This window comes from Azospirillum aestuarii (assembly GCF_016632405.1).
In the GTDB taxonomy this organism is placed as follows: domain Bacteria; phylum Pseudomonadota; class Alphaproteobacteria; order Azospirillales; family Azospirillaceae; genus Azospirillum; species Azospirillum aestuarii.
On sequence record NZ_JAEPIV010000002.1, the window covers coordinates 818,181 to 835,071 of the forward strand.

15 protein-coding genes are annotated in these 16,891 nt (G+C 68.0%); 8 read left to right on the plus strand and 7 right to left on the minus strand.

Annotated features, from left to right (window positions below):
- Nucleotides 1–79 precede the first annotated feature (79 nt).
- The 5 genes from mnmG to JJL56_RS08535 all read left to right on the plus strand — a co-directional run bounded on the left by mnmG (nucleotide 80) and on the right by JJL56_RS08535 (nucleotide 5,809).
- The gene (gene mnmG / locus JJL56_RS08515; RefSeq protein ID WP_200484899.1) at nucleotides 80–1,948 is read left to right on the plus strand and encodes a tRNA uridine-5-carboxymethylaminomethyl(34) synthesis enzyme MnmG; all 1,869 of its coding nucleotides are present in this window, start codon (nucleotides 80–82) and stop codon (nucleotides 1,946–1,948) included.
- Complete coding sequence (gene rsmG, locus JJL56_RS08520; RefSeq protein WP_200484900.1) at nucleotides 1,948–2,562, plus strand: 16S rRNA (guanine(527)-N(7))-methyltransferase RsmG; 615 nt, start codon at nucleotides 1,948–1,950, stop codon at nucleotides 2,560–2,562. Before mnmG ends, rsmG begins: the two co-directional genes overlap by 1 nt.
- Before the next feature lie 49 nt (nucleotides 2,563–2,611).
- Nucleotides 2,612–3,406: a ParA family protein gene (locus JJL56_RS08525; RefSeq protein ID WP_186452782.1), complete on the plus strand. Its 795-nt coding sequence runs from the start codon at nucleotides 2,612–2,614 to the stop codon at nucleotides 3,404–3,406.
- Nucleotides 3,406–4,317, plus strand: coding sequence for a ParB/RepB/Spo0J family partition protein (locus JJL56_RS08530; RefSeq protein WP_186452783.1), 912 nt, complete (start codon nucleotides 3,406–3,408; stop codon nucleotides 4,315–4,317). Before JJL56_RS08525 ends, JJL56_RS08530 begins: the two co-directional genes overlap by 1 nt.
- 127 nt (nucleotides 4,318–4,444) lie before the next feature.
- On the plus strand, nucleotides 4,445–5,809 hold the full coding sequence (locus JJL56_RS08535) for an esterase-like activity of phytase family protein (protein ID WP_145623178.1): 1,365 nt from the start codon (nucleotides 4,445–4,447) through the stop codon (nucleotides 5,807–5,809).
- Nucleotides 5,810–5,833: 24 nt separating this feature from the next.
- On the opposite strand, the gene holA is transcribed toward JJL56_RS08535, so the two are convergent.
- The 4 genes from holA to JJL56_RS08555 form a co-directional block, all read right to left on the minus strand.
- Nucleotides 5,834–6,856, minus strand: coding sequence for a DNA polymerase III subunit delta (holA, locus tag JJL56_RS08540; RefSeq protein ID WP_200484901.1), 1,023 nt, complete (start codon nucleotides 6,854–6,856; stop codon nucleotides 5,834–5,836).
- Nucleotides 6,857–6,905: 49 nt separating this feature from the next.
- Nucleotides 6,906–7,340: an LPS assembly lipoprotein LptE gene (gene lptE, locus JJL56_RS08545; protein ID WP_247890321.1), complete on the minus strand. Its 435-nt coding sequence runs from the start codon at nucleotides 7,338–7,340 to the stop codon at nucleotides 6,906–6,908.
- Between the two features lie 118 nt (nucleotides 7,341–7,458).
- The gene (leuS, locus tag JJL56_RS08550; protein ID WP_200484903.1) at nucleotides 7,459–10,029 is read right to left on the minus strand and encodes a leucine--tRNA ligase; all 2,571 of its coding nucleotides are present in this window, start codon (nucleotides 10,027–10,029) and stop codon (nucleotides 7,459–7,461) included.
- Nucleotides 10,030–10,153: 124 nt separating this feature from the next.
- Nucleotides 10,154–10,693: a DUF3576 domain-containing protein gene (locus JJL56_RS08555; RefSeq protein WP_014238944.1), complete on the minus strand. Its 540-nt coding sequence runs from the start codon at nucleotides 10,691–10,693 to the stop codon at nucleotides 10,154–10,156.
- A gap of 344 nt (nucleotides 10,694–11,037) precedes the next feature.
- Between JJL56_RS08555 and JJL56_RS08560 the strand changes: the two genes are divergently transcribed.
- Entirely contained in the window at nucleotides 11,038–12,210 is a 1,173-nt protein-coding gene (locus tag JJL56_RS08560; RefSeq protein WP_145623182.1) for a porin, read from the plus strand.
- Nucleotides 12,211–12,598: 388 nt separating this feature from the next.
- Complete coding sequence (locus tag JJL56_RS08565) at nucleotides 12,599–13,756, plus strand: porin (protein ID WP_145623183.1); 1,158 nt, start codon at nucleotides 12,599–12,601, stop codon at nucleotides 13,754–13,756.
- 115 nt (nucleotides 13,757–13,871) lie between these two features.
- Here the strand turns inward: JJL56_RS08565 and JJL56_RS08570 are convergent, their stop codons facing one another.
- Nucleotides 13,872–14,408: a hypothetical protein gene (locus tag JJL56_RS08570; RefSeq protein ID WP_200484904.1), complete on the minus strand. Its 537-nt coding sequence runs from the start codon at nucleotides 14,406–14,408 to the stop codon at nucleotides 13,872–13,874.
- A 111-nt stretch (nucleotides 14,409–14,519) separates the two neighbouring features.
- Here JJL56_RS08570 and JJL56_RS08575 point away from each other — a divergent pair, with 111 nt between their 5' ends.
- Complete coding sequence (locus JJL56_RS08575; RefSeq protein ID WP_145623185.1) at nucleotides 14,520–15,227, plus strand: YggS family pyridoxal phosphate-dependent enzyme; 708 nt, start codon at nucleotides 14,520–14,522, stop codon at nucleotides 15,225–15,227.
- 19 nt (nucleotides 15,228–15,246) lie between these two features.
- On the opposite strand, the gene JJL56_RS08580 is transcribed toward JJL56_RS08575, so the two are convergent.
- Entirely contained in the window at nucleotides 15,247–15,768 is a 522-nt protein-coding gene (locus tag JJL56_RS08580) for a L,D-transpeptidase family protein (protein ID WP_145623186.1), read from the minus strand.
- 50 nt (nucleotides 15,769–15,818) lie between these two features.
- Entirely contained in the window at nucleotides 15,819–16,781 is a 963-nt protein-coding gene (locus JJL56_RS08585; protein WP_200484905.1) for a hypothetical protein, read from the minus strand.
- Between the last annotated feature and the right edge of the window lie 110 nt (nucleotides 16,782–16,891).

Below are 16,891 nucleotides of genomic sequence, written 5' to 3' on the forward strand. Positions count from 1 at the left end.
CGCTCTGTTTCACGTGAAACACGGGCGTTGCGGCGTCACGGCGCTTGGCGTCCGGCGTTGACTCGGCTATGGTCCGGCCATGCGAACGTTCGACGTCATTGTTGTCGGCGGAGGCCACGCCGGTTGCGAGGCTGCCGCCGCTGCGGCGCGCATGGGTGCGCGCACCCTGCTGCTCACCCACAAGCTGGACACCATCGGTGAGATGTCCTGCAACCCGGCCATCGGCGGGTTGGCGAAAGGACATCTGGTGCGCGAGATCGACGCGCTCGACGGCGTCATGGCCCGCGCCATCGACTGTGGCGGCATCCAATTCCGCATCCTGAATCGCAGCAAGGGACCGGCCGTCCGTGGCCCGCGCGCCCAGGCCGACCGCAAGCTCTACCGGCAGGCGGTGCAGGCGATCCTCGCGGAACAGCCGAACCTGTCGATCGAGGCCGGCGGCGCCGAAGACCTGACCATCGGCGAGGATGGGCGCGTCACGGGTGTGGTGACCGGCTCCGGCGAAACCATCGCGGCGGGAAGCGTGGTGCTGACCACAGGAACCTTCCTGCGCGGCCTGATCCACATCGGCGAGGAAACCACCCCGGCGGGACGTGTCGGCGAGGCGCCGTCCATCGGCCTGTCCGACACGCTGGCGCGTCTGGGCTTCCCGCTGGGCCGCCTGAAGACCGGCACGCCGCCACGGCTCGACGGCAAGACCATCGATTGGGACGCGCTGGAGAAGCAACCCGGCGACACACCGCCCCCGCCCTTCTCCTATCTGACGGACCGCATCGACACACCGCAGATCGACTGCGCGATCACCTGGACGACGCCGGAGATGCACGCGCTGATCCGCGGCAACCTCCACCGCGCGCCGATGTATTCCGGCCAGATCCAGAGCACCGGCCCGCGCTACTGCCCGTCCATCGAGGACAAGGTGGTGCGCTTCGCCGACAAGGAGCGCCACCAGATCTTCCTGGAGCCGGAGGGGCTGGACGACGACACGGTCTACCCGAACGGCATTTCGACTTCCCTGCCCCGCGACGTCCAGCTCGGCTTCCTGAAGACGATGCCGGGGCTGGAGCGGGCGGTGATGATCCGCCCCGGCTATGCCATCGAATACGACTTCGTGGACCCGCGGGAGTTGAAGCCGACGCTGGAGACCCGCCGGACTCCCGGCCTGTTCTTCGCCGGCCAGATCAACGGCACCACCGGTTACGAGGAAGCGGCTGCGCAGGGCCTGATGGCCGGCATCAACGCCGCTCTGCTGGCCGGAGGTTCGGCGGAGGGCTTCGTGCTCGACCGCGCCGACGCCTACATCGGGGTGCTGGTCGACGACCTGATCACACGGGGCACCAACGAGCCCTACCGGATGTTCACCTCGCGCGCCGAGTATCGGCTGATCCTGCGGGCGGACAACGCCGACCAACGATTGACACCGAAGGGGCTGGCCATCGGCTGCGTCGGGTCGGCGCGGCGCGACGCTTTCACGGCGAAGGCCGAGGCGTTGTCCGCCGGCCGCACGCTGGTGCGCGCCCTTCAGGCCACCCCGGCGGAGCTGCAGCGGCAGGGCATCGCGGTCAACCAGGACGGCGTGCGCCGGACCGCCGCCGACCTGCTGCGCTATCCCGATCTCGACTTGTCGGTTCTCGCCCGGCTGTGGCCGGAGTTGTCGGCGATCCCCGCCGACGTCGCCGAGCAGTTGGAGATTGACGGGAAATACGCCGGCTATCTCGACCGGCAGGAGGCCGACATCCGCGCCTTCCGCAAGGACGAGGCGCTGGAGCTTCCCGACGATCTCGACCCCGACAGCATCGGCAGCCTGTCGGCGGAAATCCGTCAGAAGCTGCGGCAGGCCCGCCCGGCGACTCTCGGCGCCGCGGCCCGCATTCCCGGCATGACCCCGGCGGCGCTGGTCTCCCTGCTCCGCCACGTGAAACGGCGCGACGTGAAGGTGGCCGTCTGATGAGCCTGTTCGATGCCGCGGCCTTCCAGGCGGAAACCGGTGTTTCACGTGAAACGCTGGACCGCCTTGCCGCTTACGAGGCGACGTTGCGCAAGTGGCAGCCGAAGATCAACCTCGTCGGCCCCTCCACCCTGCCCGACGCCTGGCGCCGGCACTTCCTCGACTCCGCCCAGCTCTACCCTCTGCTGCCTGAAGGCGCTCGAGTGCTGGTCGATCTCGGCAGCGGGGCCGGCTTCCCCGGCCTCGTCCTCGCCATCATGGGCGTGCCGGAGGTGCATCTGGTGGAGAGCGACTCCCGCAAATGCGCGTTCCTGCGCGAGGCCGCCCGTGTCGCCGGAGCGCCGGTCACCGTACACAACAAGCGGATCGAGGCGGTGCCGCCGATTGCCGCTGACGTGGTGACGGCCCGTGCCCTGGCGCCGCTGAACGACCTGCTGACCTGGGCCTATCCCTTCCTCCAGGACCGGGGTGCGGCACTGTTTCCCAAGGGGCAAAATGTGGCCGACGAATTGACCGATACCACCAAATATTGGAAGATGCGGACCGAGCGATTCGACAGCCGCACCGACCCCACCGGAACCATCCTGCGTGTGAGTGGTATCGCCCGTGCCTAAGACCGCGACTCTGATGCATTCCCGCTCCGAGGCTTCCCGAGAGGCTGACATGCCCTCCGCTCATCCTTCTGCTCGCGTCATTTCGATTGCCAATCAGAAAGGCGGTGTGGGCAAGACCACGACCACCATCAATCTGGCAACCGCTTTGGCCGCCATCGGCAAGCGCGTCCTGGTGATCGATCTCGATCCCCAGGGCAACGCCTCCACTGGCCTCGGCATCCCGCGCGCCGAGCGTCGTGTCGGCATCTACGACGTGCTGTTCGACGGCATGCCGCTGGAGGACGCCGCGACGGTGTCGACGGTGCCGAACCTGTCGATCATCACCTCCTCCGTCGATCTGTCCGGTGCAGAGGTCGAGTTGGTCACCTCCGAGCGTCGCGAGTTCCGGCTGCGTGAAGCGGTGGACAAGAGCGCGCTCGAATACGATTACGTGCTGATCGACTGCCCGCCGGCGCTCGGCCTGCTGACGCTGAACGCCCTGGTCGCTTCCCACGCCGTGATGGTGCCGCTGCAGTGCGAGTTCTACGCGCTCGAAGGCCTCAGCCACCTCGTCCGCACCATCGAGCGGGTGAAGCGCGCCTTCAACCCCGACCTCGACATCCACGGCGTTGTCCTGACCATGTTCGACAAGCGCAACAACCTGTCCGACATGGTGGCGGCCGACGTGCGCGGCTTCTTTGGGGAGAAGGTCTACGACACCGTCATCCCGCGGAACGTGAAGGTGTCGGAGGCGCCGTCCCACGGCAAGCCAGTCCTGATCTACGACATGCGCTGCCCCGGGTCGCAGGCATACATCCATTTGGCCGGCGAGGTGCTGCGCCGTGAGAAGAGGCTGAGCGCGTGATGGAGGATACCAAACGTTCGGACGGCGGTGCCCGCCGCGCCAGCCTGGGCCGTGGCCTGTCCGCCCTGTTCGGCGAGGCGGCCGAGGATTACTCCGCGCTCGACAAAGTGCGCCAGTCGAAGCAGGTGCCCATCGAGTTCATCCATCCCGGCAAGTACCAGCCGCGCCGCACCTTCGACGACGAGGCGCTGCAAGGGCTGGTCGAGTCGATCCGCGACAAGGGCATCCTCCAACCCCTTCTCGTCCGCCGCGATCCGGAGACGACCAACTCCTATGAGCTGATCGCCGGCGAACGCCGCTGGCGCGCCGCACAGATCGCCGGCCTGCACGAGGTGCCGGTCGTCATCCGCGAACTGTCGGACCGAGAGGCGCTGGAAATCGCGCTGATCGAGAACATCCAGCGCCAGGACCTGACGCCGCTCGAAGAGGCCGAAGGCTACAAGCGGTTGATGGAGGAGTTCGAGCACACGCAGGAGGATCTGGCGCGCTCGGTCGGCAAGAGCCGCAGCCACGTCGCCAACATGATGCGCCTGCTCGCCCTGCCCGACCCGGTCAAGGGCATGGTGCAGGACGGGGCGCTCAGCGCCGGTCACGCCCGCGCGCTGCTCACCTCCTCCGATCCGGTGTCGGTGGCGCGCGAGGTGGTCAAGCGTGGGCTGAACGTCCGCCAGACCGAAGACCTGATGCGCGGCAGTGCGCCGGTCAAGGCCAAGAAGACCGGCGGGCGCGGCGGTGCCGCCACCGATCCGACGCTCAAGGACGTCGATCTGGTGAATTTGGAGGAAGAGATCTCGGCCCGCATCGGGCTGAAGGTCGCGATCACCCCGCAGGGCAAGGGCGGCTCCATCACCATCCATTACCAGACGCTGGACCAGCTCGACGACGTGCTGCGGCGCCTGGGTGGAGAGTGAGCGCGACGAGTAGGAAGTCGCGGAACCAAACTGTCACTTTAGTGAAACGGAGCTAACATGAACTCCCCCTAAACAGGGTCGTCCGGCCGCATTGACGCGGCCGGAGCCGACACAGAGAGGGAGATTCATGAAGCCCATCCACGGCCTGTGCCTTGCCGGTCTCACCGCGGCCCTGCTGGCCGGTCCGGCTCTTGCGGACCAGAAATTCCCGGCCGAACTGGCCGGCCATGGCGTCATCGACGCTGCGACCTTCGTCACGCCGCCTGCCGACGCGCCGGATCTCTTCCGCACCTCCGGCAAGTTCACCGCCGCCGACCGCAAGCGCGTCGACCAACCCCGCAGCATCGACGGCACGTCCTTCCTGTCGGCGCCCGGCGCGGCGCGCGGCACCGGCATGGCGCTGCCCTTCGAGGGCCAGCCGGTCCAGGGCTTCTCCGGCATCAAGGCGCTGGGCGACGGGAGCTTCCTGGTGCTGACCGACAACGGCTTCGGCAGCAAGGGCAACTCGGCCGACGCCATGCTGACGATGCACAGGCTGACCATCGACTGGAAGACCGGCGCGGCGGCGGTGGCCGAGACGCTGTTCCTGCGCGATCCCGACCGCAAGGTGCCCTTCCCCATCGTCACCGAGGCGACCAAGGAACGCTATCTGACCGGCGCCGACTTCGACGTCGAAAGCGTCCAGATCATCGGCGACCGGCTGTATTTCGGCGATGAGTTCGGCCCCTACATCCTGGTGACCGACCGGACCGGCACGCTGCTGTCCCTGCATGAGAGCAAGGTGGACGGCAAGCCGGTGCGCTCCCCCGACCATTATGCGGTGTCCACCCCCGCGGTGCCGGGCCCCGTCGGCTTCGAGGTGCGCCGCTCGCGTGGCTTCGAGGGGATGGCGTCGTCGAAGGACGGCAGGTTCCTCTACCCGCTGTTCGAAGGCCCGCTGTGGACGGGTGGTGCGTGGGAGACCAAGGACGGGCGGGAGTATCTGCGCATCGCCGAATTCGACGTCGCCAAGGGCGACTTCACGGGCCGCAGCTTCAAGTACCTTCTGGAGGCCAACGGCAACAACATCGGCGATTTCAACATGATCGACGCCACCACCGGCCTGATCATCGAGCGCGACAACGGCGAGGGCAACCCGGCCAAGGGCTGCACCGGCCAGCCCACCCCGGACTGCTTCAACGTGCCGGCGCAGTTCAAGCGCGTCTACAAGATCGACTTCGCCCAGGCCGACGCGGAAGGCTTCGTGAAGAAGGTCGGCTACGTCGACCTGATGGACATCGACGATCCGAAGGGCGTCGCCCGGCTCGGCGGGGACAAGGGCAAGTTCACCTTCCCCTTCGTGACCATCGAGAATGTCGACGTGGTGGACGCGGAGCACATCGTCGTCGGCAACGACAACAACCTCCCCTACTCGTCGGGCCGTGAGCTGGGCAAGCAGGACCACAACGAGCTGATCCTGCTGCGCGTGCCGCAGTTCCTGGCCGCGAAATAAGGGGCCGCAAAATAAGGAAGAGCGTCAGCGCCGCGCCAGCGAGGCGAGCTGGAACAGGACGCGGGCGCAGAGCGTCTGGTCGGGCATGTTGGTGCGCTTGCAGTCCGCCTCGGCCTCGACCAGCCGCTCCAGCGCCTGCCGCACCAGCGGCGCCGGCCAGCGGCGGGCCTGTCCGGTCAGCCGCGGCTTCATCTTGAAGAACACCGGCGGGCGCAGCGCCTCCACCGCGGCGTCCGCCGACTTGCCCGCCGCCACCTGCCCGGCGACCAGCTGCAGGCGCTGGAAATGGCGCTGGGCGGCGCGCAGGATCGGCACCGGGGACATGCCCTCGGCGAACAGCCGGGCCAGCGAGCGGTCGAGCGTGGCGAAGTCGCCCTCCGCCGCCGCCCAGATCGGCTCGTCGAGCGACAGGGCCGCGCTGTCGCCGACGCAGGCCTGGGCGTCCTCCAACCGGACGCGCGTCTCCGCTCCCATGTAGAGCGCCAGCTTCTCCATCTCGCCGCGCGCCACCATGCGGTCGCCGACGAGGTTGCCGGCAAGGAAGGACAGCGCGTCGGGATCGGCGGTCAGGCCATGGCCGTGGAGGATGTCGGCGATGACCCGGCCAAGCGCCGCCTCCTCCTCCACATAGCAGGGAATGGCGACGGCGCCGTCCGCCCCTTCGAACAGGGTGCGCAGCTTCGACCGGTTGCCGAGGTCGCCGGACTCGACGATGACCAGGCTGTCGCCGGGCGGAAGTGCAGCCAGGAAGGCGGTGAAGGCGGCGGTGACGTTGTCCTCCGCTTCGCGCACGCGGATCAGGCGGCGGCCTCCGGTGAAGGACAGGGCGGCGGCCTCGTCGGCCAGACGCGCGGGGTCGTCGGCGACGGCGCGGCCCAGCATCTCGGTTACCCGGAAAGGGTCGGACAGATCGGTGACCACGGTGCGGCCCAGCCCCATGGCGCGGTCGCGCACCAAGCCGGTGTCCGGGCCATAGAGCAGGACCGCGCGGATCTTGGGATCGGGGCTGCGCAGGAAACCGTCGATCGCCCGGGCTTGCAGCTTCACGAAGACACCGTCGGTGGCGGAGGACCGGCCTCCCGTTGTCCAGTGCGGTTCAGAGCTTGCGGCCGAGCTGGGCGGCCACGCGGGTGGTGATCTCGTTGGAGATTTCCAGGATCGCGCGATCGTAGGCGTTCTCGACCGTGGCCAGGGCGCCGTACTGCTGTTCCAGCACGTTGTAGCTGATGTAGGACCGCGCGTTGGCCTGGAACAGGATCGCTCCCGTCGCGGCGTCGATGAGCTGGTAGGGGGCGTTCACGACGAGCTGGGCGCGGGTGGCGGTCGCGTCCTTCTGAAGGGACAGCTTCTGCTCCGACGCGGTCAGCACGGTCTCCAGCCGATAGCGCGGGGCGGCGGGACGGCCATCGGCGTAGAAGCGGTCGATCAGGAGGTTGCGCAGCTTCTGGCCATAACGGTCCTTGATGCCGCCGATCTCGACCTGCTGAAGCTCGGCGGTGCCGATGCTGTTGGCCCCGAGGTTTCCATACATGGGCTGGAAACCGCAGGCCGCCGTGGCAAGCACCGCCGGCGCGAGCAGGGCGAGGGCCAGAAGCCCCCGCCGCCGGACGCCGGCTTTGCGGCCGTTATGGCCATTGTCATTGGGGAGGTCAGACGACGACATTGATCACCCGGTTCGGGACGACGATGACCTTGCGCACCGGCTTGCCCTCGAGGGCGCGCTGAACGTTCGGATCGGCCAGGGCGGCCTGCTCCGCGGCGTCCTTCGCCATGTCGCGCGGCAGTTCCAGCGTCGCGCGCAGCTTGCCGTTGACCTGCACCGCCATGGTGACCGAGTCCTCGACCACCAGGGCGGCGTCGGCCTGCGGCCAGGGCTGGTTCACCAGCAGCGTGGCGTGGCCGAGCTGCGCCCACAGCTCCTCGGCCAGATGGGGCATCATCGGGGCGATCAGGCGGACGGTGGCTTCGAAGCCATCGCGCAGGACCCAGGCTTCGCCCTCGCCCGTGCCGTCCAGCTCGGCCAGGGCGTTGGACAGCTCGCGCACGCGGGCCACCGCCTTGTTGAAGCGGAACTTCTCCAGGTCTTCCGAGATGCCGGCGATGGCCTTGTGGACTTGGCGGCGGGTGGCCTCGGCCTTGGTGCTGAACGCCTCCGGCTTCGGCGCGCCGGCGGGCGGCAGTGCGACCGGCGATTCCGTCACCATGCGCCACAGGCGGTTGATGTAGCGCCAGGCGCCGTCGATGCCGGCTTCCGTCCATTCCAGGTCGCGTTCCGGCGGGCTGTCGGACAGCATGAACAGGCGGGCGGCGTCGGCGCCGTAGGTGCCGATGATGTGCGCCGGGTCCACCACGTTCTTCTTGGACTTCGACATCTTCTCGACGCGGCCGACCGTCACCGGGCCGTCGTTGTCGTTGCGGATGTAGTCGCCGAGATCGTTCTTGCGGATGTCGGTCGGGGCCAGCCAGGCGCCGGTGCCGGCGTCCTTGTACGTCTCGTGGTTGACCATGCCCTGGGTGAAGAGGCCGGCGAAGGGCTCCTCCACGTTCAGGTAGCCGCACTGCTTCATCGCCCGCGTCCAGAAGCGGGAGTAGAGCAGATGCAGCACGGCATGCTCGATGCCGCCGATGTACTGGTCCACGGACAGCCAGTAGTCCACCGCTTCGCGCGTGAAGGCGACGTCCTCCGCCTTGGGCGAGCAGAAGCGGGCGAAGTACCAGCTCGACTCGATGAAGGTGTCGAAGGTGTCCGTCTCGCGCACCGCCGGCTTGCCGCAGCTCGGGCAGCTCGTGTGCTTCCAGGTCGGGTGGTGGTCCAGCGGGTTGCCGGGCTTGTCGAAAGTGACGTCGTCCGGCAGGACGACCGGCAGATCCTGCTGCGGGACCGGGACGATGCCGCAGCTCTCGCAGTGGATGACCGGAATCGGGCAGCCCCAGTAACGCTGGCGGGAGACGCCCCAGTCGCGCAGGCGGTACTGGGTGGTGCGCTCGCCCTGTCCCTGCTCCTCCAGCCGCTTGCCGACCTCCTGCTTGGCCGGCTCGACCTCCAGCCCGTCGAGGAAGCGCGAATTGCGCAGCAGGCCGGGGCCGGTATAGGCCTCGTCGCCGACCGTGAAGGCGGCGGGATCGGCGTCCGCCGGGACGACCACCGGGGTGACCGGCAGGCCGTACTTGCGGGCGAAATCCAGGTCGCGCTGGTCATGGGCCGGGCAGCCGAAGATGGCGCCCGTGCCATATTCCATCAGCACGAAGTTCGCGACGTAGACCGGCAGCTCCCAGGACGGGTCGAAGGGATGCACCACCTTCAGCCCGGTGTCGAAGCCGCGCTTCTCGGCGGTTTCGATCGCCTCCTCGCTGGTGCCCAGGCGGTTGCACTCGGCGATGAACTCGGCCAGAGCGGGGTTGCCGGTGGCCAGTTCGGCGGCCAGCGGGTGGTTGGCCGAGATCGCCGCGAAGGAAGCGCCGAACAGCGTGTCGGGCCGGGTCGTGAAGACCTCCAGCTTGTCCGCCCGCCCGACGAGGTCGAAGCGGAAGCGCACGCCGGTGGACTTGCCGATCCAGTTCTCCTGCATCAGGCGCACGCGCTCCGGCCAGCGGTCCAGCGTGTCCAGCCCCTTCAGCAGCTCGTCGGCGTAGGCGGTGATCTTGAGGAACCACTGGGACAGCTTGCGCTTCTCCACCAGCGCCCCGGTGCGCCAGCCGCGGCCGTCGATCACCTGCTCGTTGGCGAGGACCGTGTTGTCGACCGGGTCCCAGTTGACCCAGGACTCCTTGCGGTAGGCCAAGCCTTCCTTGAGGAAATCCAGGAACATCTTCTGCTCGTGGCGGTAATACTCCACGTCGCAGGTGGCGATCTCGCGGTCCCAGTCGATGGACAGACCCATCGTCTTCAGCTGGGCGCGCATGGCCGCGATGTTCTCGCGCGTCCACTTGGCCGGGTGGGTCTTCTTCTCCAGCGCGGCGTTCTCCGCCGGCAGGCCGAAGGCGTCCCAGCCCATCGGGTGCAACACATTGAAGCCGCGGGCGCGCTTGTAGCGCGCGATCACGTCGCCGATGGTGTAGTTGCGGACGTGCCCCATGTGGATGCGCCCCGACGGATAGGGGAACATCTCCAGCACATAGTATTTCTCACGGGAAGCGTCCTCGCGCGCGGTGAAGCAGCCCTGCCGCTCCCACTCGCCCTGCCACTTCGCTTCGGTTTCCTTGACATTGTAACGCGACATGACCGCAGACGCCGTTCCGTGAGTTTCGTGGGTCTTGATAAGTATGGCGCCGCCGGCCGAATGACAGGCGGTGGCGCGATGCCCGCGCCCTCCCCCGTCCCGCTTGGCCGACCGGCGCCTGCGCTCAGCGCGCCGCCGCCTGCTGGGCGACGCGGATCTGGCGGGCGCGGGTGAGCACCGCGTCCTCCAGCGTCGTCGCCGTCTCCGGACCGACCGCGCTGTCGCGCCAGTCCGACCCGGCGCGCTGCTGCTTGAACACCGACACCCGCACGCCGTCGGCGCGGAGCTGGCGGTCCATGATGTACAGATTGACCTTGAAGCGCTCGTTCGGGGTGTCCGGCGGGGTGTACCAGTCGGTCAGGATGACGCCGCCAAACGGATCGGCCGAGACGATCGGCATGAAGGACAGGGTGTCCAGCGAAGCGCGCCACAGGAAGCTGTTGACGCCGATGCCGTTGGGGTCGCCCTGTTCGGCGCCGTTGCGCTTGTTCTTGCCGAACAGGCTGAAGCCGCCGTCGGTGCCGAGAAGGCTGCCGAACTTGTATTCCTTCTTGATCTGCTCATCGACGGTTTCCGTCTGGCCGCCCCAGCTGGAGCAACCGGCCACGGCGAGCGACGCCGCGAGCACGACGGGGGCAAGGCGAAGGACACGGGAACGGCGCATGGTCGGAACCTGGATCAATAAATTCGGGGTACCGCGCACGAGACCGCGGCGGATGCGGCTGAAAAGACCATAAAAGCCCGCCCGCGGCAACAGCCGATGCGGGGCTCAGCCTGTGCCTTTGCTGTGTCCGGACCCAGGACCGGAGGCCTCTGAACGGGGCTGCGGGGGTCGCGGAATTGCGACGGCGGCGCACAATCAAGGTGTGCTCCGTCGGACACACTGTTCCTTCATTGCTGCAACTTTGCGATTTCCGGCTTGCTGGCGTCCCCGCATCTGCGTACCACATAGCCAGCCAGGACGTTAACCCGGCTGAAAATTCTGCTGCCAGGATGGAGGCAACAATCATGAACCGTTATCTGCTCGCGGGCTGCGCCGCTGCCGCTCTGGCTCTGGGTGCCGGCGCTGCCAACGCTCAGGCCAAGTTTGAAGTCAAGGTCGGCGGCGACGCCTACTTCGAAGGCGGCTACGTCAACGAAGACCGCGACCAGGGCGCCCGTTCGGTTGACTTCCGCAACCGCTTCCGCGTCATCGTGACCCCGACCGCCAAGGCCGACAACGGCCTGGAGTACGGCGGCCGCATCCGTATGCGCGCCAACTCGGGCGCCAACAACGCCCGCACGATGGACGCCGACCGCGGCTACATCTTCGCGCAGGGCGCGTTCGGTCAGGTCCAGATGGGCGTGACCAACTCCTTCAACGACGCCACCTACGTCACCGCTCCGCAGGATTACCTGCAGCTCGGCATCTATGACGGCGTCGCCGCCTGGATCGGCCAGACCTCCGACATCGCCGGCGGCCTGGGCGGCCTCAACGGCTCGATGCTCAGCCAGTCGCTGGTCGTCGAGAACAACGCGACCAAGATCGTGTACTTCTCGCCGCGCTTCGCCGGCCTGCAGGTGGGCGCCAGCTACACCCCGCGCAACGACGACTCGCACGCCTCGGTCAACCGCGCGGACCTGACCCCGGTCACCGCCACCGGCCGCGGCTTCTCGACCACGTTCGAGGATCTGGTCGAAGTCGGCGCCAACTACAGCAACACCTTCGGTGGTGTCGCTCTGAAGGCGAGCGCTGGCTACTACTGGGGCAGCGCCGCCGGCACGACCACGGTCGGCGCCAGCGTCGAGGACCTGAACGCCTGGCAGGTCGGTGCCCAGGTTGGCTACGCCGGCTTCTCGCTCGGCGGTTCGTACACCGACTTCGGTGAGTCGGGCCAGATCCAGACCGCGACCTCGGACAACGAGAAGAGCCGCCTCTGGGTTGTCGGCGCTCAGTACACCACCGGCCCGATCGTGATCGGCGCCAACTACAAGAGCGGCAAGGACGCCGGCAGCCTCTACACCGCTGGCGACCGCACCCTGGAAGTCATCGAAGTGGGCGCCGGCTACACCGTCGCTCCGGGCCTGACCCTGCAGGCTCAGTACGACTACTTCAAGGCCGAGAGCGACCTGAGCACGGCCGCTGTGGACCTGGACAACGACGGTCACGTCGTCCTGCTCCGTACGGTTCTGGCGTTCTAATCTGCGGTCATCCGTGGATGGACAAGGGCGGTGGCTTCGGCCACCGCCCTTTTTCTTTGTCCATCCTCCTTGTCCATCGCATTGCGCCTTTCCCGTGCATTTTGCGCCTCACGGTTCGCCGTCCGGCATTGTGCATTTCGGTGCGCAAACTTTGTTCATTACGCTCAAAATCTGACCAGTCAATGTGCCATATTTACGGCATACGGGAAAAACCGTTGGTCTTCAAACACTTATAACTGTGTCGGAATGGCAACGGTGTTACAGTTGCACCGTTGTCCCTATCGAATCGCTCTTGCCGGGTAAGCGAACGGATGGCTTAGTCATTGATGGGAAGCACAACCGCACGGCTCCAATCTTCTTGGGGGCCTGCTAGAAGGATGGACCATCAATGAAGCGTTCTCTTGTTACGGGCTGCGCAGCCATCGCGATCATCGCCTGCAGCGGCGTGGCTTCCGCCCAGACCAAGTTCGAGGTCAAGATCGGCGGCGACGCTTTCTTCCAGGGCGCCTATGTCGAGCAGGACCGTGACGAAGGCACCCGCACCACGGAGTTCGCCAACCGCTTCCGCGTGACCGTCACCCCGGTCGCCACGGCCGACAACGGCCTCGAGTACGGCGGCCGTGTCCGCATGCGCGCCGCCAACGGCGCCGGCAACGTCCGCACGATGGACGCCGACCGCGCCTTCATCTTCGTGAACAGCGGCTTCGGCACCCTGCAGGCCGGCACGATCAACGGCCTGTCGGACGAGTTCGGCATCATCGGCCCGAACGTCGAAGGCATCGCCGGCGGTCCGGACAACAACACGGTGGAGTTCCTGGGCGGCTCGCAGACCTATTCGCTGCTGCCGACCACCACCAACAACTTCCGCGCCTTCGCGTCGGGCGACGTCGGCACCAAGGTCATCTACCTGACCCCGACCTTCGCGGGCATCCAGGGCGGCGTCTCCTACACGCCGCGCACGGGCGACTCGCACACCTCGATCAACCGCCGCCAGGACAATGGCGGCTTCCAGGACGTCGTCGAGGTCGGCGGCACCTACACCAACGAGTTCGGCGGCTTCACCATCGGGGCCAGCGCCTTCTACCAGTTCGGCGATGCGGTCGATGACGGCACCGGCGCCGGCGCCACCCGCTTCGAGGAACTCAATTCCTACCATGTCGGCCTGAACGTCGGCTTCGGCGACTTCAAGGTCGGCGGCAGCTACGCCTACAGCGGCGAGAGCGGCTACGACAAGTCGCTGACCGTGAAGGAGAAGCAGGACATCTGGATCGTCGGCGCCCAGTACGCCACCGGCCCGTTCATCCTGGCCGCCAACTACTCGCAGTCGAAGTCCAACGGCACCAGCCCGAACACCGGCTTCGTAGCCCCGGTCAAGGCCGAGCTGTATCAGGCCGGCGTGACCTACACCATCGCGCCCGGCCTGACCACGGGCCTGGAATACAGCTACCTCGACCTCGACTCGGAGATGACGACGTTGGACAACGGCGGCATCAGCCCCGACGACCGCGCGCACATCTTCATGATCGACACCCGCCTGGCCTTCTGATCGGCCTTGCGGCACGTCTGACGAAAACGGCGGCGGATTCCCATCCGCCGCCGTTTTCCATTGCGTGCCCCGGTCTGCGCCCCGGTGCGCTCCAGGGTCGAGCTGTGATCGTTTCTTATTTCTTGGGGGGCTGGGCCGCTTCGGTCTCGCAGAGCAGCAGGATCGCCGCGTCCTCCATCGGCGTCCAGGCGGCCAGCAGCTGCCGCTTGGCCTTTTCCCCCGTGTAGATGGTGGTTCCCGGGTCGCGGATGCTCCGGGCCTTCACCTCGCCCAGTTTCCAGCCGGCCTTGCGGAAGCCGCCCAGCGTGGAATCCAGGATCTGGTCCCGGCGCGTGTCGTCGCCCTTCTTGAACTCCCAGCCATAGCTTTCCAGCTTGGTGCAGCGCCGGCTGATGTCGGCGGCGGCCATACCCATGAACTCCTTGTAGGTGCCGTCGTCCTGCAGTGGGAACGGCTGCTCGGCGAAGGGTGCCTGGGCGATGGCCGATCCTGCCACCGTCTTCTGGGCCTCCTTGCCGGCATTCTCCTTTCCGGTTGCGGGCTTGCCGCCATTCTGGTTCCCGGCGTTCTGGGCAAGGGCGTTGCCGGCCGTGAACGGCGCGGCCCCCAGAATCAGCGCCGACAGGATCAGGGGACGCATCCAACCACGCATGCCGTGTTCTCCTCGGGGTGCTTGCGTTTCGTCGGTCCGTCCGTTACCACGCCCTCCGGTCCCTGTACAGGCAGGCGCCGCACAAGGGACCGCACAAGGGGGAGGACCGGCATGTCCGCTTCGCACACCGATACACCAGACGCCACCGTCACGGCCCGGCTGGAAGCCGTCCGCCGTTCCATCCTGGAGGGCTGTGCCGCCGGCGGGCGCGATCCCGGCGCGGTGACGTTGGTCGCAGTCTCCAAGACCCACCCGGTGGAGGCGGTCGAGGAGGCCCTGACCGCCGGCCAGCGCGTCTTCGGCGAGAACCGCGTGCAGGAGGCGAAGGCGAAGTTCCCCGCGCTGCGCGAGCGCTTCCCTGACCTGGAACTGCACCTGATCGGCCCGCTCCAGACCAACAAGGTCAAGGACGCGGTGGCCCTGTTCGACGTGATCCAGACGGTGGACCGGCCCAAGCTGGCGGAGGCGCTCGCCGAGGAGATGGCGCGCAGCGGGCGCCGTCCGCGCTGCCTGATCGAGGTCAACACCGGCGAGGAGCCGCAGAAGGCCGGTGTTCCTCCGGCGGAGTTGGACGCCTTCCTGGCCGCCTGCCGGGGCACCTGGAACCTGCCGGTGACCGGCCTGATGTGCATCCCGCCGGTGGACGAGGAGCCGGCGATGCATTTCGCCCTGCTCGCCGACATGGCGCGCCGCGCCGGCCTGCCCGAGGTCAGCATGGGGATGAGCGGCGATTACGAGACGGCGATCCGCTTCGGCGCCACCCATGTGCGGGTCGGTACGGCGATCTTCGGGGCGCGCCCCACCCCCGCCGCTGAATAGCAGCCCTTAAGCCGCGCCCTTATTCCGCCGGGTCCGGCACGGTCAGCACGGTGCCAGGCGCGCAATCCTTGAGAAGCCGCAGCAGGTCCGGCAGGGGCAGCGCGACGCAGCCCGCCGTGGGCGCCCCGTCGGGCCGCGCCACATGCATGAACACGGCGCTGCCCAGACCCGGCACCACCGGATCGTCGTTGTGCCCCATCACCACGATGACGTCGTAGACGTGGTCGTCGCGCCACAGCTCCTCGTGGCTGGCGGCGCAGGGGCGCTTGACCGGATGGTTGTAGGCGGGGTCCGCGGGGTCGTCGCACCAGCCGTCGTCGGGAGCGATGGGCGCCGTCGGCAGGCCCGTCTCGGGCTGCGCCAGCCGGTCGTCGCGCCACAGCACGCGGCGCAGCGCGAAGCGGCCGACCGGGGTGGCGCCGTCGCCCTCCCGCTTGTCGGAGCGGATGCCGCCGCGGCCCAGCACACAGCGGAACGAACCGCCGGGCCAGTCGAGACGGCCTTCGGACGGCGGGTCCGCAAGACGAACCGTGATCTCCATCGCCCTTCCCTCACCCGTTTCCGGCCCACCCGTTTCCGGGGTCATCGCGCTCAGCCCGACACCCGCAGGCTGGGCGCCGGGGCCTGCGCGGCCCGCCGGCCCTGCTCGTACTTGGCCAGATTGCGCATCATCGTCTCAGACAGCATGTCCGGTGTCACGGGCGCGAAGGCGTTGCTGTTGGCGGCGGCCGGGGCGGTGTTCGCCGGTGTCGGCGCGTTCGCAGCCCCCCCGTCGGCCGCTGCGTTCGGTTGGGTCGCGGGCGCCTGGACCTCCGAGGCCTTCCGGACCCCGGAGGGGGTCGCCGTTGCTGCGAAACCGATGGTGGAGGAATGCGGCTTGGCGGCGGCGTATTTGGCCATCAGGCTGTTCGCCAGCGGGGTGTCGCGCGCCGGCATGCGGGAGGGATGCGGCGTGCCGGAGTCCGCAAGGCCATCGCGCCCGGACCCGGTCACCGCCGCCCCCACCCCATGCGAGGGTGCCGCCGGGCGCTTGGCGTCCGGCAGCTCCGCCGTGACGGTGCGGGCCTGCTGGGCAGCCGCAGCCGCAACGTCCGGCGCCGAGCGCCCGGCGGCGGAGTCCGGCTGGGCGGCGACCGCGGTGGCTCCGGCGGTGCCGGGGGGAGCATGGCCGCCAGCCTCGTCGCCGAAGCCGAGCGACGCCATGATCTGCCCGCCGATGTCCTTGCCCTGGGCCTGTTCCACCACCGCGTTGGCGATCGACGCCATGCCGCCCAGCGGGCCGCCGAACAGGATGCCGCCGATGACCTTGGACGACGGCTTGATCGTGTCGCCGGTGACCTCGCGGTAAACGGTGTTGACGAGGGGGATGTGCTGAAGCGGGTTGATGATGTCGAGGAAGTCGCCGAAGGACATCTCGGCCTCGGCCTCGTACCGGTCGGGGCTGTCCCGGCTTTCCGTGACCGTCAGGGTGGGGATCGCTTGGGTCGGCGACCGCTCGCGCTGCACCGGCCGCGAAGCGGCGGCGGCGTCGATGGTGGTGGCGTCGATGGCCATGGGCGGTCTCCCGTCGCGGTGTCCAGCCCTACCCTAAGCAACCGGCGTGCCAGCCCTTTGGGCTGGAATCCAGTCTCCTCGGGCGCTTTCGGCTCAACTCCGGACCGCGA

What these genes read in the sequence shown, in the direction of transcription:
- JJL56_RS08530 (WP_186452783.1), top strand. Translation starts at nt 3,406, where the DNA reads ATGGAGGATACCAAACGTTCGGACGGCGGTGCCCGCCGCGCCAGCCTG.
- JJL56_RS08555 (WP_014238944.1), bottom strand. Translation starts at nt 10,693, where the DNA reads ATGCGCCGTTCCCGTGTCCTTCGCCTTGCCCCCGTCGTGCTCGCGGCG.
- JJL56_RS08570 (WP_200484904.1), bottom strand. Translation starts at nt 14,408, where the DNA reads ATGCGTGGTTGGATGCGTCCCCTGATCCTGTCGGCGCTGATTCTGGGG.
- JJL56_RS08560 (WP_145623182.1), top strand. Translation starts at nt 11,038, where the DNA reads ATGAACCGTTATCTGCTCGCGGGCTGCGCCGCTGCCGCTCTGGCTCTG.
- JJL56_RS08535 (WP_145623178.1), top strand. Translation starts at nt 4,445, where the DNA reads ATGAAGCCCATCCACGGCCTGTGCCTTGCCGGTCTCACCGCGGCCCTG.
- JJL56_RS08525 (WP_186452782.1), top strand. Translation starts at nt 2,612, where the DNA reads ATGCCCTCCGCTCATCCTTCTGCTCGCGTCATTTCGATTGCCAATCAG.
- rsmG (WP_200484900.1), top strand. Translation starts at nt 1,948, where the DNA reads ATGAGCCTGTTCGATGCCGCGGCCTTCCAGGCGGAAACCGGTGTTTCA.
- lptE (WP_247890321.1), bottom strand. Translation starts at nt 7,340, where the DNA reads ATGTATGGAAACCTCGGGGCCAACAGCATCGGCACCGCCGAGCTTCAG.
- leuS (WP_200484903.1), bottom strand. Translation starts at nt 10,029, where the DNA reads ATGTCGCGTTACAATGTCAAGGAAACCGAAGCGAAGTGGCAGGGCGAG.
- JJL56_RS08565 (WP_145623183.1), top strand. Translation starts at nt 12,599, where the DNA reads ATGAAGCGTTCTCTTGTTACGGGCTGCGCAGCCATCGCGATCATCGCC.
- JJL56_RS08580 (WP_145623186.1), bottom strand. Translation starts at nt 15,768, where the DNA reads ATGGAGATCACGGTTCGTCTTGCGGACCCGCCGTCCGAAGGCCGTCTC.
- mnmG (WP_200484899.1), top strand. Translation starts at nt 80, where the DNA reads ATGCGAACGTTCGACGTCATTGTTGTCGGCGGAGGCCACGCCGGTTGC.
- JJL56_RS08575 (WP_145623185.1), top strand. Translation starts at nt 14,520, where the DNA reads ATGTCCGCTTCGCACACCGATACACCAGACGCCACCGTCACGGCCCGG.
- JJL56_RS08585 (WP_200484905.1), bottom strand. Translation starts at nt 16,781, where the DNA reads ATGGCCATCGACGCCACCACCATCGACGCCGCCGCCGCTTCGCGGCCG.